The sequence below is a fragment of the Enterobacter cloacae complex sp. P12RS genome (genome assembly GCF_014895875.1).
In the GTDB taxonomy this organism is placed as follows: Bacteria; Pseudomonadota; Gammaproteobacteria; order Enterobacterales; family Enterobacteriaceae; genus Enterobacter; species Enterobacter bugandensis.
In genome coordinates this window covers 1-14,439 of record NZ_JADBQO010000037.1, presented here as the reverse complement: position 1 = coordinate 14,439, position 14,439 = coordinate 1, and the positions used below count along the sequence as shown (strand labels likewise).

The 14,439-nt window shown below is 54.9% G+C and carries 11 protein-coding genes; all 11 read left to right on the top strand.

What is annotated here, in order from left to right; all coding sequences use genetic code 11:
- Positions 1 to 174: 174 nt before the first annotated feature.
- A complete protein-coding gene (locus IM284_RS18765) occupies positions 175 to 438 on the top strand; it encodes a PAAR domain-containing protein (RefSeq protein WP_088205560.1) in 264 nt (87 codons plus the stop codon).
- Between the two features lie 2 nt (positions 439 to 440).
- Complete coding sequence (locus IM284_RS18760; RefSeq protein WP_193055867.1) at positions 441 to 1,649, top strand: hypothetical protein; 1,209 nt, start codon at positions 441 to 443, stop codon at positions 1,647 to 1,649.
- Entirely contained in the window at positions 1,642 to 5,013 is a 3,372-nt protein-coding gene (locus tag IM284_RS18755; protein WP_193055866.1) for an ImcF-related family protein, read from the top strand. The genes IM284_RS18760 and IM284_RS18755 overlap by 8 nt, the downstream gene beginning before the upstream one ends.
- Positions 5,014 to 5,032: 19 nt before the next feature.
- A complete protein-coding gene (gene tssA, locus IM284_RS18750) occupies positions 5,033 to 6,640 on the top strand; it encodes a type VI secretion system protein TssA (protein WP_193055865.1) in 1,608 nt (535 codons plus the stop codon).
- Between the two features lie 29 nt (positions 6,641 to 6,669).
- Positions 6,670 to 8,439: a type VI secretion system baseplate subunit TssF gene (tssF, locus tag IM284_RS18745; RefSeq protein WP_088205556.1), complete on the top strand. Its 1,770-nt coding sequence runs from the start codon at positions 6,670 to 6,672 to the stop codon at positions 8,437 to 8,439.
- Positions 8,403 to 9,485, top strand: coding sequence for a type VI secretion system baseplate subunit TssG (tssG, locus tag IM284_RS18740; RefSeq protein ID WP_182035531.1), 1,083 nt, complete (start codon positions 8,403 to 8,405; stop codon positions 9,483 to 9,485). Before tssF ends, tssG begins: the two co-directional genes overlap by 37 nt.
- A gap of 33 nt (positions 9,486 to 9,518) precedes the next feature.
- On the top strand, positions 9,519 to 10,043 hold the full coding sequence (gene tssJ / locus IM284_RS18735; protein ID WP_088205554.1) for a type VI secretion system lipoprotein TssJ: 525 nt from the start codon (positions 9,519 to 9,521) through the stop codon (positions 10,041 to 10,043).
- A 3-nt stretch (positions 10,044 to 10,046) separates the two neighbouring features.
- Positions 10,047 to 10,733, top strand: a complete 687-nt coding sequence (locus tag IM284_RS18730; RefSeq protein ID WP_182035530.1) for a M91 family zinc metallopeptidase — start codon at positions 10,047 to 10,049, stop codon at positions 10,731 to 10,733.
- Positions 10,734 to 10,785: 52 nt separating this feature from the next.
- Positions 10,786 to 13,239, top strand: coding sequence for a type VI secretion system Vgr family protein (locus IM284_RS18725; protein WP_226838865.1), 2,454 nt, complete (start codon positions 10,786 to 10,788; stop codon positions 13,237 to 13,239).
- Positions 13,239 to 14,120: a DUF6402 family protein gene (locus IM284_RS18720; protein ID WP_047368670.1), complete on the top strand. Its 882-nt coding sequence runs from the start codon at positions 13,239 to 13,241 to the stop codon at positions 14,118 to 14,120. Before IM284_RS18725 ends, IM284_RS18720 begins: the two co-directional genes overlap by 1 nt.
- On the top strand, positions 14,117 to 14,439 hold a 323-nt coding region (locus IM284_RS18715; RefSeq protein ID WP_226838862.1), incomplete at its 3' end, for a DUF6201 family protein. The genes IM284_RS18720 and IM284_RS18715, both read left to right, overlap by 4 nt.

The window sequence follows — 14,439 nt, the reverse complement described above, 5'->3', positions numbered from 1 at the left end:
ATCCAGCACCTCAATTTTATATTATGAAAAAAGGGAAGAATATGTATATAAAAGGAGAGCCTCTTGTTTATAGTGAAGGTTATTGGTTGGAAATGATAAAGAAGAAAAAATAATAAATTTTAAACGGTAACTACAAGTAATATTAATACTTAATACCATAAGAGGAATAATTTCATGCTTCAAATTATCCGCAAAGGCGATAATACCACTCACGGAGGTTCAGTAATGACCGCTTCCGAAACGATGAAATTCGGCGGCATCGGCGTTGCCCGTAAAGGCGATAAAGTTTCCTGCCCAATCCCGGGTCATGGCCCGACCATTATCATTGAAGGTAATCCCAACTATCTCGATCATGGTATTCCCGTGGCGTTTCACGGTCATAAATGTGGATGCGGCTGTACCTTGATCAGCTCATTTGCTCCGGCGAAGGTTGCCTGACTATGCCTGTCTGGCTGGATGCCATTCCTGAAAAGGCTGAAAAAGTTGTACGGCCAAATACCCGCCGTTGGTTACTGTTCCTGGCGTTCATGATGCTGGCTGGTATTGTCCTGACGCTCTGGGGATGGACCGCCGGGCGCACGGGATTTGTATTCTGGTTTACCGCACTGGGTCTGCCGTTCTGCTCATGGGGACTAATTTTTGGACTTCGCCGGTTCGCCTATAAGGCAGAACAAGTTGGGGAGGAGTCCCGTAACGTGGAACGTGAGGCGCTTATTGAGCGCGAAATTCAACGGGGCCAGCGCAGTGCCTGGATTCTGGGGACTCTGGTTCAGACACCCGCCGGAAATAAAGCCAGTGAACTGCTGAAGGCAATGGATCGTGCAGCGCCTCTGATCGACTTCTCCCGACCGCGGGGATGCGGAAAACCTGTCAGATATGCCGCAATAACCGCTTTTCAGACAAACATGGCCGGGGAACTGAAATCCACTATCACCAGACTGACTTCCCGGGTCGAAATGATTGTCGAACCTCTCCCGATAGCGCTTTCGTGCTGGCTGATGCTGGACTGTGACAGTGACATTTATCCACAGGCAGAAGAGCAGATTAAGGCCGAATTGCTGAGAAAGAGCGGCAGGGCTTTCCGTCTGATGTCGGGAAAAGGACTCGCTGCATTTGATGTCTGGCTGGATAAGCAATGGGATCACCCCGGCATACTGGTTGCAATAACCATTTCCTTACCTGCCTCACCAACTGAAGGTGAGGCTGATGCCATCACGTTGCATGTATTCAGTAACCGTAAAGCACTCTCATACCCAGATACCCTGCGGCTGCATCGCCCTGAACGAGGCACTGAACCAGTGCTGACAAAGACCCTCAGCCGGGCGCTGCTCTGGGCAAACGTGCAGGCTGAACAACTCAAGGGTTGCTGGTTTTCCGGTCCCGTACTGACACAGGGCAGTGGCTGGAATAATGCCTGCGAAGCAAATGCGGTCAGGTTCAGTCTGTCTGAGGACAATATCAGTATCGACCCGGTTTTGGGGTACACCGGTCATGCCGCCCCCTGGCTTGCTGTCGCGCTTGCCGAAGAAGACTTTGAACAGCGTGGCATACAGGTTATCGCCGCACAACCTGCTGCTGGCAAGGATGATGTCTGGGTCACCGTAATCACCAAAGAAGAAGTTCGCAAGGGATCGTCAGGGAATGTCTAAGATCAAAGTCAAAACACTCATCGGCACTGTTGTTACTGTCATTTTTTTCCTGACAGTAATCGTTGCATTTTTGTTTTATGCCTTTCCGGAAAATGTGGCTTCGTCCACCGGGTTAGGCCCGTACGATGGGCAACGGATACTCTCATTTTGTGCGTTGCTGGTGGCTGCACTGTTACTCCTTGGATGGCTGGTGGAAAGGGCATTTAATTACGCGGGTAAATCCGGCCTGTACGTCCACTGGAATCAGAACAAAAAACAGATTGTCGCCCCGGTAGCGCAGGTGATTGCGGGTGCGGAAGATGACAGTGAACCCGTTTTCCAGAATGAACAGATGACAGAGCATCTTCGCCTGCGATACGGACGTCGCTGGGAGCGTCAGGTCAGGATCCTGCTCGTTATGGGCAATAAAGATGAGGTTCAGAAGGTGGCTCCGGGGCTCTGTCGTGATCTCTGGCAGGAGGGCGACGGAAATGTTCTGGTTTATGGCGGCGATGCGCAGTCACAGCCGGATGAGGTTTTCCTGTCCCGATTAAAGAGTCTCCGTTCGGGTAAATCCGTGGATGGTATCGTCCAGGTAATGAATACCGCAGCGCTACCGACCGACACTGAGCGTGACGCCTTCTTACGTTGTCGCCAGAAAGCCGACTATCTCCTCGGCTGGCAGGCTCCCGTCTGGTTATGGCTGACCGACAAAGAAACTACCACCAGTGATAAGAGTGAACCGGTAGCAACCGGCGCGCTGTTTGGCCCCGGCGTGACTCCACAGGACGCGCTTACCACGCTGGAGATGCTGATCCCGCGTTTACGTCAGGCCGGGATGTCTCAGGTGCTGAACAATCCGCATCATAACTGGCTGCTGCAGCTCTCCTCCCGCCTGCAGGGCGACCTGAAAACAAGCCTGAGCATCCTGTTGAACGGGCTGATGCAGGGAACGGCGGCATTCCGTCTGCGGGGGATGATGTTCAGCCCTGAGCTGGCGGTTGCTGGTTCAGTACCCAATACCCGGATCGATACGCCTGGCTGGGCAGCCGTCATTGATGACTGTGCCACCGTTCGCGCCAGAAAACTGACCTTCGACTGGCTTAAGGGGCTGCGTTTACTGCTGCTTGCCCTGATTGTCCTCTGGGGAGCCGGAACATTAGTGTCTCTCATCGTCAACCGGGCGCAGATTTACCAGGCGCAGAGCACCGCCCGTCTTGCTGCCGACACAAAACAACCGTTGACCGGGCGACTGCGTAACCAGCTCGTGCTCCAGCAGGCCATTGCCCGTCTGCAAAACCGCGAGGCGACCGGTGCGCCGTGGTACACCCGTTTTGGCCTTAATCAGGACCGCGACACGCTGGCGGCGCTCTGGCCGTTGTATGCCCGCAACAATGCCCTGTTAATGCGTGATGCGACTGCAGCGCGCCTGAAGCAGCAACTGAACGCCTATGTGCAGCTCCCTCCGGCCAGTGATGCCCGCACGCAGGGAACACAGCGGGCTTACGATGTGCTGAAAAGCTATCTGATGATGGCCCGACCGGACAAAGCGGATGCCGGATGGCTTGCGAAAAATGTGCTGACGGCGTGGCCGAAGCGTCAGGGCGTGCCAGATGGCGCCTGGCATGTACTGGCCCCGAAACTGCTGGGCTTTTATGCCCAGAACCTTCCGGCGCATCCGGAATGGAAAATTAAGCCCGATGCTGAACTTGTCGCGACCGTGCGCCAGATCCTGCTCAAACAGATTGGCCAGCGCAATGCTGAGTCCGGGCTGTATCAGGACATGCTGAAGCGCGTGGCCAGTAACTGGCCGGATTTAACGCTGGCGGATATGACCGGCGACACCGATGCTTCTACCGTTTTCAGCACGGACGAAGTAGTGCCGGGCATGTTTACCCGCCAGGCCTGGGAAGAGCAGGTACAGGATGCGATTAACGAGGTGGTCAAAACCCGCCGTGATGAAATCGACTGGGTACTGACGGATAAAACCCGTCAGCCCGGGAGTGATATCGCACCCGAAGCGCTGAAGGCCCGGCTGACCGAGCGTTACTTTACCGATTTTGGCAATGCCTGGCTGAATATGGTCAACAGCATTCAGTGGCAGGATGCGACTTCACTTTCAGAAGCTATTGCCCAGCTCAACCTGATCGGCGATGTGCGCCAGTCGCCGCTGGTGGCGCTGATGAACACCCTAAACTACCAAGGAAAAACAGGAGAGAAGGGCGAAGCGCTGGCGGATTCGATAGTGGATTCGGCGAAAAAACTGGTTGGCCGGAAAAAATATGCCCGACAGTTCATCGAGCAGGCGCAGGGGCCGAAGGGGCCGCTTGAGGACGTTTTTGGTCCGCTGACGGGATTTATGGAGGGGAAAGAGGGCACCGGACGTAACGGTAACCTGAGTTTCCAGTCCTGGCTTGCCCGTGTGACTCAGGTACGCCTCAAACTTCAGCAGGTCACCAGCGCGCCGGATCCGCAGGCGATGTCCCAGATGCTGGCCCAGACGGTCTTCCAGGGCAAGGCTATCGATCTGACCGACACGCGTGATTACAGCAGTCTGGTGGCGGCGAGTCTGGGCCAGGAGTGGAACGGGTTCGGTCAGTCATTGTTTGTTCAGCCACTGGATCTGGCCTGGCGGCAGGTGCTTGCTCCGGCAGCAGGAAGCCTCAATACCCGGTGGCAGATGACCATTGTCGATCAATGGAACAAAGCCTTTGCCGGCCGCTATCCGTTTAAAGCCACCGGCAGCGATGCCTCATTGCCTCTGCTGGCGCAGTTCCTGCGCAGCGATTCAGGTCGCATCGCTACGTTCCTGAAAACCAGCCTCGGCGGCATTCTTCACCAGGAAGGGAATCGCTGGGTGATGGATCCTTCAGCAAGTCAGGGAATGGAAGTGAGCCCGGATTTCCTGCGGGCAATTAACCAGCTGGCTGAACTGTCAGATATCGTTTTTGCCCAGGGGGATGCGAACGTTCACTTCGAACTGATGGCGCGTCCTTCCCGTGATGTGGCTCGTGTGCAGCTGACGCTTGACGAGCAAAATCTGGACTTCTTTAACCAGATGGAAAGCTGGCAGTGTTTTACCTGGCCGGGAAATACCTATTATCCGGGCGTCAGCCTCCGCTGGCGCAGTGTTAACAGCGGGATGCAGCTTTATACCAGCAACCAGGGCAACTGGGGATTCATTCGTCTGCTGGATAAAGCCCTGATTACCCCCCTTGACGCGAGCCGCACGCAACTGGTGTGGATCACCCCGGACGGTAATCCGCTGAAGTTTGTTATGCGCAGCGAGCTGGGCGACGGTCCGCTTGCCTTGCTGAAGCTTCAGGGGTTTACGCTGCCTGAAGTCATATTTACGGTTGCAGCCAGCGCTGAAGACATCGAATAAAGATGAGACAAGGAAAAACATGAGTTCACCGGAAGCCCTTTTATCGGCATGCACCACAAATCAGGAAGAGCAGCAACGCCTTATCGAAAGAGCCTCCAGCGCTCTGTCGCTCTGGGATAACTGGTTAAAGCCCGTCAGCCCCGAAACGGAAACGGGTGACGATCCGGCCTATGACGACAATTTCCAACTGATGCGCGAAGAGATCAATAAGCTCTCGGGGACCGATCCTGAGTTACTCTGTGCGCTGGCGGAAAAGATACTGTGTGAAAGCGCCAAAGATATCCGTGTCGTGACCTGGTATATCCACGCCCGACTGAGCCGCAACGGTGAGGAAGGTCTGGCTGAAGGGTTATTACTGCTGGTCGCGATGTTATCCCGCTACGGCAACCGCTGTCATCCGCTGCGCCCTAATGCCAGGAAAGCCGCCCTGGAGTGGCTAAGCAGTACAAAGATCCAGGATACGCTTTCGCTCTGGCCAGAAGTGGAGCGGGATGATGCCGCTCTGACTGCGGGGGTCATCACCCTGCTGGCCGAAAGCGTTGCCGGGTGGCCTGAGAATGAAAAACCGTCCTTTGCTGGTCTCTGTAGCGCCCTGGAAAATCGCATGGCGCGTTCCGGCGGGATGGAGGTACTGATCCCCCAGAGCAGCAGCGTTCAGGAAACCGGACGAGACGCTGTACTTTCTCCATCGCCACAACTCACCGCCGTGAAGTCCGGACGTGATTTGCTCGATCAGGTGAAGTTACTCTCCCGCTGGCTCGGAGAACAACCGCAGGGATGGCTGGCCTCCCACCGGCTGATGAAAACCGTTCGCTGGGATACAGTCGATCAGATCCCGCCGCTGGACAGCAGTGGACGCACCCGACTGGTCCCGCCTAAACCCGAGTACCGGGCGCAGCTAAAGCGTCTGTATCTGCAAAAAAACTGGACTGAGCTGGTAGAGCAGGCCAGCCAGATGTACTGCGAAGGGGTGAACCATTTCTGGCTCGATCTTCAGTGGTACCTCTGGCAGGGACTCAGCCATGCGGGGCAGCCGTGGGAGAGCTGGTCGGCGTCAGTCCTGCTGGATCTTCGTCTGTTCCTCAAACGCCTGCCCGGGCTTGAGGGACTGGCATGGAATGACGGAACGCCGTTTGCCGATGAAGTGACCACGGGCTGGATAGCGGAAAAGGTGGATGAGGAGGGACTGTCATTTGGCAGTGAGCCGATAACGCCTCCCACCGGACACGAGGACGATGTGCTGTCGCTGGAAGCCGAAGCGATGGAAAAAGGCGACAGCGAAGGGCCCGAAGCCGCATTTGCCTGGCTTCAGTCCCGGCCGGGAATGGACACACCGCGCCAGCGCTGGCTGGTGCGCCTGCTGATGGCCCGGGTGGCTGAGCAGTATGGGCGCAACGACATGGCGCTGCATCTGCTGGGTGAACTGACTGCTTCAGCCCCTCAACTGACGCTGGGGGACTGGAAGCCGGGCCTGCTGTTCGAGGTTCAGGCCCGCCGCCTGAAGCTTCTTCGCATGAAAGCCAGCCGCAGCGAGTCCGATAAAACCCGGCTGATGCCCGAGATGGATGCCCTGCTGGCTGGGCTGATTGCCATCGATCCGGCCCGGGCCATGGTGCTGTGTGGCTAATATTTTATTAACTATCAGGAATTCCGTGCATGGATGATTTAACCCTGCGCTACTATGAAGCCGAAATGCGCTATCTGCGTGAGGCCGGAAAAGAATTTTCGCGCGCACACCCGGACCGGGCGGCGATGCTCAATCTGGATAAATCCGGCGCCCGCGATCCCTACGTAGAGCGCCTGTTTGAAGGGTTTGCCTTCCTGATGGGCAGGCTGCGTGAAAAGCTTGATGACGATCTACCAGAACTGACCGAAGGGCTGGTCAGTCTGTTATGGCCGCACTACATGCGGACCATTCCGTCGCTTGCTATCGTTGAGTTTTCTCCGGACTGGCGCAGTCTCCGTCAGTCTGAAACACTGGCGGAAGGTTTTTCGGTTCTTTCGCGCCCGGTGGGGCCGCACAAAACCGCCTGCCAGTACCGCACCACGCGGGATGTGCCCTTACAACCACTGCATCTTACCGATGTGCGTCTGCATACCGAAACGGACGGGCGTTCGGCCATTCGCCTGCGTTTTGAGTGCCCGGAAAAAGTGGACTGGAATAAGGCCGGGCTGGAGAAAGTCAGTATTTTTCTGAATGCCGAAAGCCCGGTCAGTTCAGCACTGCATCTGGCGATGACCCGCCGGGTACATGCGATGTATGCCCGTCACGCCGGAACCCGCACCGAGCGTCATAAATTTGATGGCTGGTGCAGGCCGATGGGCTTCGATGACAATGACGGTCTGTGGAAGAAAAGCGATACGGCCTTCAGCGGCTATCAGTTGCTGCTGGAATACTTCAGCTTCCGTCAGAAGTTTATGTTTGTGGAGTTGCGCGGTCTTGACACTATTGGACTGACTACTGAGAGCACCTGGTTTGAAATCGACATTGTGCTCAATGAAGCATGGTCACCCGATCTGCCGTTTGAGACGGACAATTTCCGCCTGCACTGTGCGCCGGTGATCAACCTCTTTACGCTTGAGGCGGACCCTCTGACGCTCAGTCCGCTGGAGAATGAGTATCTGCTGCGGCCGCTGCGCCTCCAGGACGGGCACACCGAGATTTACAGCGTGGATAACATCCACGGCGCGGTAAAACTCGGTAAGCACCAGTATGTCCCGTTCACCAGTTTCCGGCACCGGGGCGGCATGATGCGCCACGATGCCCCGGAGCGCTATTACCACACGCGGGTTAAGCGCGGCGCATCCGGTCTCTATGACACCTGGCTTATTCTCGGCGGACGTTCATTCGAACTGGATCAGCTTTCCGAAAAACCGGAATCGCTGTCGATGCGGATCACCGGCACCAACGGCCAGCTCCCGCGTAAGGCACTGGAGAGTACCCTGCTGGACAGGGTCGTCAAAGCTGGCAAAGTCCCGGTCAGGGTACTGAACGTCACGGCCCCCACCATGCCCCTGTATCCACCGGCCAACGACCGGTTCCACTGGCGGGTAATGAGCCATCTTGGCTCAAACTTCCTCAGCATGATGGATAACCCGGAGGTATTGCGCGGGACGCTGGCACTGTATGACTGGACCGACGATGAGATGAATCGCCGTCGCCTTGAGGCCATCGTTGCGGTGAAGCACACGTTGATTCGCCGCTTTGAGAAAGGCTTTATGCTGCGCGGTGTGGATATTGAGATCACGCTGAATATGGACAACTTTGCAGGCGAGGGGGATGTGAACCTGTTCGGCGAGATGCTGCACCGTTTCTTCGCGCTGTATGCGGATATTCACCTTTTTAACCAGCTCACGCTGGTACTGCAACCGACAGGGAAACGACTGAGATGGCGCGAGAACCACAGCCAGCACGTACCGGGCTGACGTTAACCCTCAATCAGGACATCTGGCAGGCTAACTTTTATCGTTTCTGTCAGTTGCTGGAGCAGGAGTCTCCGGATGCGCCGAAACTGGGTGCGACCAGCCATCCCGGCTACGATCCGGTGCGCTTTCGTCCCTGGCCAGGGATGGGGTTCCCGGTTACCGAACTGCGGACGGTTGAGACCGATGAGGAAAATCCGGAGTTGCCCCCGACCGTGCGCACCACCTTTCTGGGGATGTACGGCGTGGATTCACCGCTGCCGGGCGCGTATCTGGATGACATCGCGCAGCGCAGGGAAGGGTATGAGGCGGTCACTTCATTTCTGGACATCTTCAGCCACCGCATCACCACACAGTATTACCGGATATGGCGCAAATATGCTTACCCGGCGACCTTTGAGGCCGGAGGGCGTGACGCGACATCACAGTGTCTGCTGGGGCTGGTAGGTCTGGGTATTCCGGGCACGGCGGAACGTGTGGCAACGCCCGTTTCCCGCTTTCTGGCGCTGCTCGGCACCATGCGGCTGCCCACCCGTAATGCGGAAGGCATCCGCGCACTGGTCAGCCTGCTGGCGCCGCATACGCGGGCCAACATCACTGAGTCTGACCCGGTCACGGTGCATATCGAAAACCGGAGCGGGCTGAGTGCCGGAAACCGCGTCCGTCTTTCACAACGGGCGACGCTTGGCAAGTCTGCGAAAGAAGCCTGTAGCAGGGTACGGGTGACACTTGTCACGGATGACGCTGACGAAGCCGAAGGCTGGCTTCCCGGCGGTCAGCTCCATACCGATTTACTGGTCCTGATGCGGGTTTATCTGGGCTACCGCAGCGATGCACGGCTGCGCCTTACTGTCCCGGTCCGGCTGCTGCCTGAGCCCCGGCTGGGCAATGCCCGACGCATTCAACTGGGGCGCACCGGTCTGCTCGGTCTCAGGGGCGGCAGACTCAGTGATAACCGGGAAACCCTGACGGTCAGCCTGGGCTGCTATGAAGGGCTGCACTGGCGGATGTTGCCGTCAGCTGAAGACGGCCATTACCGTTTCGATTAATTACGCACACTCCCTCTTTAAAAGGAATTTTGAATGACACAAGTCACCCGCTGGTGGGCGCTGACGCTTATCACCTGCGCCCTGCTGACAGGCTGTGGCCTGACCCAGACCGTGACGGACGGTACCGTCAGTCTCACAAAATCCATCTTTTATAAAAAGATCAAAACGCTGCATCTGGATTTCACTCCACGCGCCGCAATTAATGCTGACGGCGCCCAGACGCCGCTGGCCACCATGGTGCGGGTCTACCAGCTAAAGGACCGTAAGGCGGTGGATGCCGCGGATTACCAGACGCTGCTGCGCAACGCCGATACGGTGCTGAAGGACGATATGCTGGTCACAAAAGAGTTGCTGGTCATGCCCAAAGGTTGTGTAACGCTAAACGTGCCGATGGACGAGGACGCACAGTTCGTGGCGGTGGTGGGGCTGTTCAACCGCCCGGATATACAGGACAACCGCTGGCGTCTGGTGCTCTCGCGGGAAGACCTCGACCCGGATAAACCCCGCACCATCGAGCTGGGCGACGGCTGGCTGAATCTTGTTCCGTTAAAGGAGTAAATTATGGACAGCTGCATTGAACGTGAAGACGATGCCCGGATTGAATGCAGAACTACTGAGGGCATATCGCGTCCCTTCAGGAAAAGTAGGGTTGCTGAAGGCATATTCATAGAGGATGTTCACCATCGGCCCTCTTTTTTTGACGAGGTTGAATCGGCACTCAGTACAATAGCTCAAGGGAAAAGCGGCAAGCAATTAATAAAAATTATCCAAAAGCATACTCCAACTGATAAACATATCTTAATTCGTTACGGAGTCAGTGAGGCTAATACGGGCGTTTTGTTGACCGAATCTCAGCGAGAAAGATTCGGGCCGGCAACGCCAGTTGAAGAAAAAAAGAGAGCGATATCTCTCGCAGTAAAATCTGGCCCTGGTAAAAACGAGGGAACCAGTGCTGAGATTATCTTCGATCCTGATTTTTCTGCTGATATAGACAAGGATGGACGCCCATTACCCGGTAGAAATCCTCGAAAATCATGGCTGGTATTGTGTCATGAACTCATACATGCCATGAGAATGTTAAAAGGAACTTCGACAGCCTACCTTGGTGATAAGAATGACCCTAAAACGGGGGCCGGATACGAAGAATTGAGAGCGGTAAGTCTGGGAAAGAAAAAAACACCCTCCGAGAATTCTGTCAGGGAAGAACATAATGAACCTTTACGCAAATATTATCAGTGTGCCGGATGAGGCGTTGTTACAAAGAAGTATAAGAAGAAGTCAGAGAGGAAACCCTCGCTTTCTGGAGACTCTTGTTTCCCTATATTCTCTTGATATTACTAACAGCGTTGTTAGTCCAGATGTCCTGCGCTTTCGCGGGCATGAAGCCCTGAGTGAGCCCTTTCGCTGGGAAATCGATTTCACCACGCCGCAGGGCAATATCGCCCCGGAAGACGTGCTGATGAAATACGCCACCCTGCGCATGCGCAGCGGCAAGGCGGTGCATGGCATCATCACCCGTCTGGAGTGGATTTCCACCACCGCCGACCAGTCGCATTATCAGCTGGTGCTGAGTTCACGTCTGGCGCTGCTTAAACGCACTCGCCAGTGCCGCATCTTTCAGAACCTGTCCGTGCCGGAGGTGGTGGAGCAGGTCCTGCGCAGCCACGGGCTGGAAGGCCCGGATTTTGACTTCCGCCTGGAGCGAGCCTACCCGGCGCGGGAACTGATGACCCAGTGGCGGGAGACGGACCTGGAATTTATCCAGCGCATTCTCTCCGAAGTCGGGATTTTCTGGCGCACGGAGATGGACGAGGCGCGCGGGCTGGAGGTGGTGATTTTCGCTGACAGCCAGCTTAACTATCAGTTTGACGTCCGCCTGCCGTACAGCGAGCCGTCCGGGCTGTATGACGGGGCGGAAGAGTCGGTGTGGGATGTGCGTACCCTGCACAAGGTGGTGCCGGGCATGGTCAGCACGCGGGATTACAACTACCGCACCGCCAGCACGCCGATAGATGCGACGGTGAGTGTGCGCAGTGATGCGGTGACCACCGGGGAGCATTACCGTTACGCCCAGCCGTACCGGGAAGCAGGGGATGATGCTGACCTGGAACCGGAAACCGAGTCCGGCGCCTTTTATGCCCGTATTCACCATGAGCGCGAACTGAACGCGTCGGCCCGTATTCATCTTGAAAGTAACGCCGCCTGCCTGATGCCCGGCCAGGTGCTGGAGCCACAGGGCGAGGTGATTCGGGCGCTCAGGGAAGGTGTGGTGATTACGGAAGTGAAGTACCACGCCGCCCGTGACACCCGGCTGCATGTCTCCGTCGACGGGATGCCGTACACTGAGCGTTACTGCTTCCGCCCGGCTGAAACACAGCGCCCGGAGGTGCATGGCACCCTGCCCGCCCGTATTGAGAGCCGGGAGAAAGGCGATATCTACGCACACCTGGATGAGCAGGGCCGCTACCGCGTCCGGCTGGACTTTGACCGGGACGATGCTGAACAGGGATTTGCATATCTGTGGCTGAGGATTGCGAAGCCGTACACCGGTGATACTTACGGCTGGCACACGCCGCTTCTTGACGGCACTGAAGTGGCGATAGCCTACAGCAACGGCGACATTGACCTGCCGTATATCTCCCATGCCCTGCATGACTCTGAACACCCGGACCACGTCACCCGCGACAACCACACCCGCAACGTACTGCGCACGCCCTCGAACAACAAGCTGCGGATGGAGGATAAGCGCGGCGAAGAGCATATCAAGCTCGCCACAGAGTACGGCAAGACCCAGCTGAACACCGGGCACCTGGTGGACGCGCAGGAGAAACCCCGTGGCAAAGGATTTGAGCTCAGAACCGATGAACAGGGCGTGATTCGCGTGGCGAAGGGATTGTTTATCACCGCTGACGGGCAGCAGAAGGCACAGGGCGAGGTGCTGGATATGGAGACCGCGCTGCGGGAAATCGACATCTGCCTGCAGCAGCTTCAGCAGCTGGGGGTGGCGGCAGAGCAGGCGCAGGCCCTGAAAGCCGACGTCGACAGCCAGATAGTGATGTTTGAACAGCGGCTGAAGCCGCTGAACGAAACCCTGCTGTTTTCCGCGCCGGAAGGGATGGCGTTCACCAGCGGTGAGCATATGCAGATGACGGCTGCGAAGAATGTTGCCATTAACGCCGGGGGCGATATCAGCACCGGCGTCATGGGCAACATGACGGCGCTGGCGGGAGAAAAAATCGGGCTGTTTGCAAGAACAGGGCAACTGAGCCTGAAAGACAGCGAAGGCCCGGTGGAGATGCAGGCGCAGAACGGCAGGATGCAGCTGTTCGCAGAGAAGAAACTGACCCTGACCTCGGAAAGTGACATAACGTTTGCGGGGAAGAAGCGCATTACGCTCATTGGCGGCGGGAGTTACCTGCGGCTGGAGGCAGGGAAAATTGAGTACGGTACAATGGCGACGTACCTGCGGCGAACGAAAAGGACGATGGCGGCCGCGAGTGATTCACTGGCCCAGGACCAGACTAAAAGGCCTGCGCCATTGCCGGATTTGTCATGTGGATCAAACGCCGCCTGTTTCAGGATTTCAGATGCATTAACAGGGGCTGAAGATATGGAATTTGCTTATCAGGTTAACACACCCACGGGTTCGTTGCAGGGAAGAACTGGTTCAGCCCTGACGCATACAGTGAATTCGGACACAGAAGAAAATGTGGTCCTGGACTATGTTTTCCAGATTAGAGCGGGGACAAGGTAATGGCCGTTTCATCGAAAACCACGACAAAAGAACCGGAACAGCAGGAAAAGAAAGTCAGTGTGGAATTCTTCCATATTGATATGATCCCTGATGCGATGAGAAATATGGGGTGGGAGATGGCTCCTAAGCTAATGGAACATTGGTTTAGTATTTCTCCAGCTTATTCGTTTGATAAAAGTTCAAAGAATGAATTTCTTGACAGCGATGCAAGAATTCTGAGTTCTTCCATAGTAAATGATAAAGTAATCACAATGGCTTGGGCCATTCAATTTGAGCAGGTTGCTACAGGTATTCAGTTTCTTAAGAAAAACTGGAACACCATTAAATCAAGAAATGTGTTGAGAAAGCGTCTTGTTGAGCTTGGTTGCGACACTAAATCATTCAGTACAATAGGTATGACAAATGATGTCAAAATTTTGGATTCAACTGCCCAAGTAAATTTCCAGCGAATTGGTAATAAGACAGATACAATAAATGATTGGTATGGTGCTGTGGGAAACGCCAATTTGAAGGTGTGTATAAGAGGGAGTGTCATAAGCGCAAATGAGAAGTTATCGGTACATGTTGATGCTTTAGGTTTTTATCTTAAAGATACTTATGATTTTCTTGATGACGATAAATTTGGTATTGATATACCTGAGTGTCTTGGCGTATGGGGGAAGAGCAGAGTACTAAATAAGACTGAAACGGCTTCCTATATGACATCGTATACTTCTGGGGGATTTGGTATTTTAGTGCGGCAGTATTCTGGTTTTGTACCTGTATTTAATTCCGATTTTAGGAAGTGGCAAGAAAAACACGGGAAGGGTGGGGATTATATTGTTTTTTCTGATGTTTTATGGGTTTCTCCATTGGATAAAGATAAAGTGATTGATTTATGAAAAAGTACTCTGCTGTGAAAGTTATTATTTGCATGACGATATTATTTATATGGCTTGTTATTTCGCCCGTGGCTTTTTTTGGTAAATTTAATTGTGCTTATGAAAAAATAAGTCCAGACGGCGAATTTAAAGTGGTGGCTTACAATGTATTACCTGCAACGCCATATGCAGCATATCAGTCTTTTATATGTAATGATATATTTGTTGTTTTATATGATAAAAATGGCCGGTACCTGGGGCAAAGTTCACCATTTCACTTTTCAGAACTTGATGGTGTTTTTGCTGATGCCGTTTTTTTTCCGGTGGATATTCCTGGAGA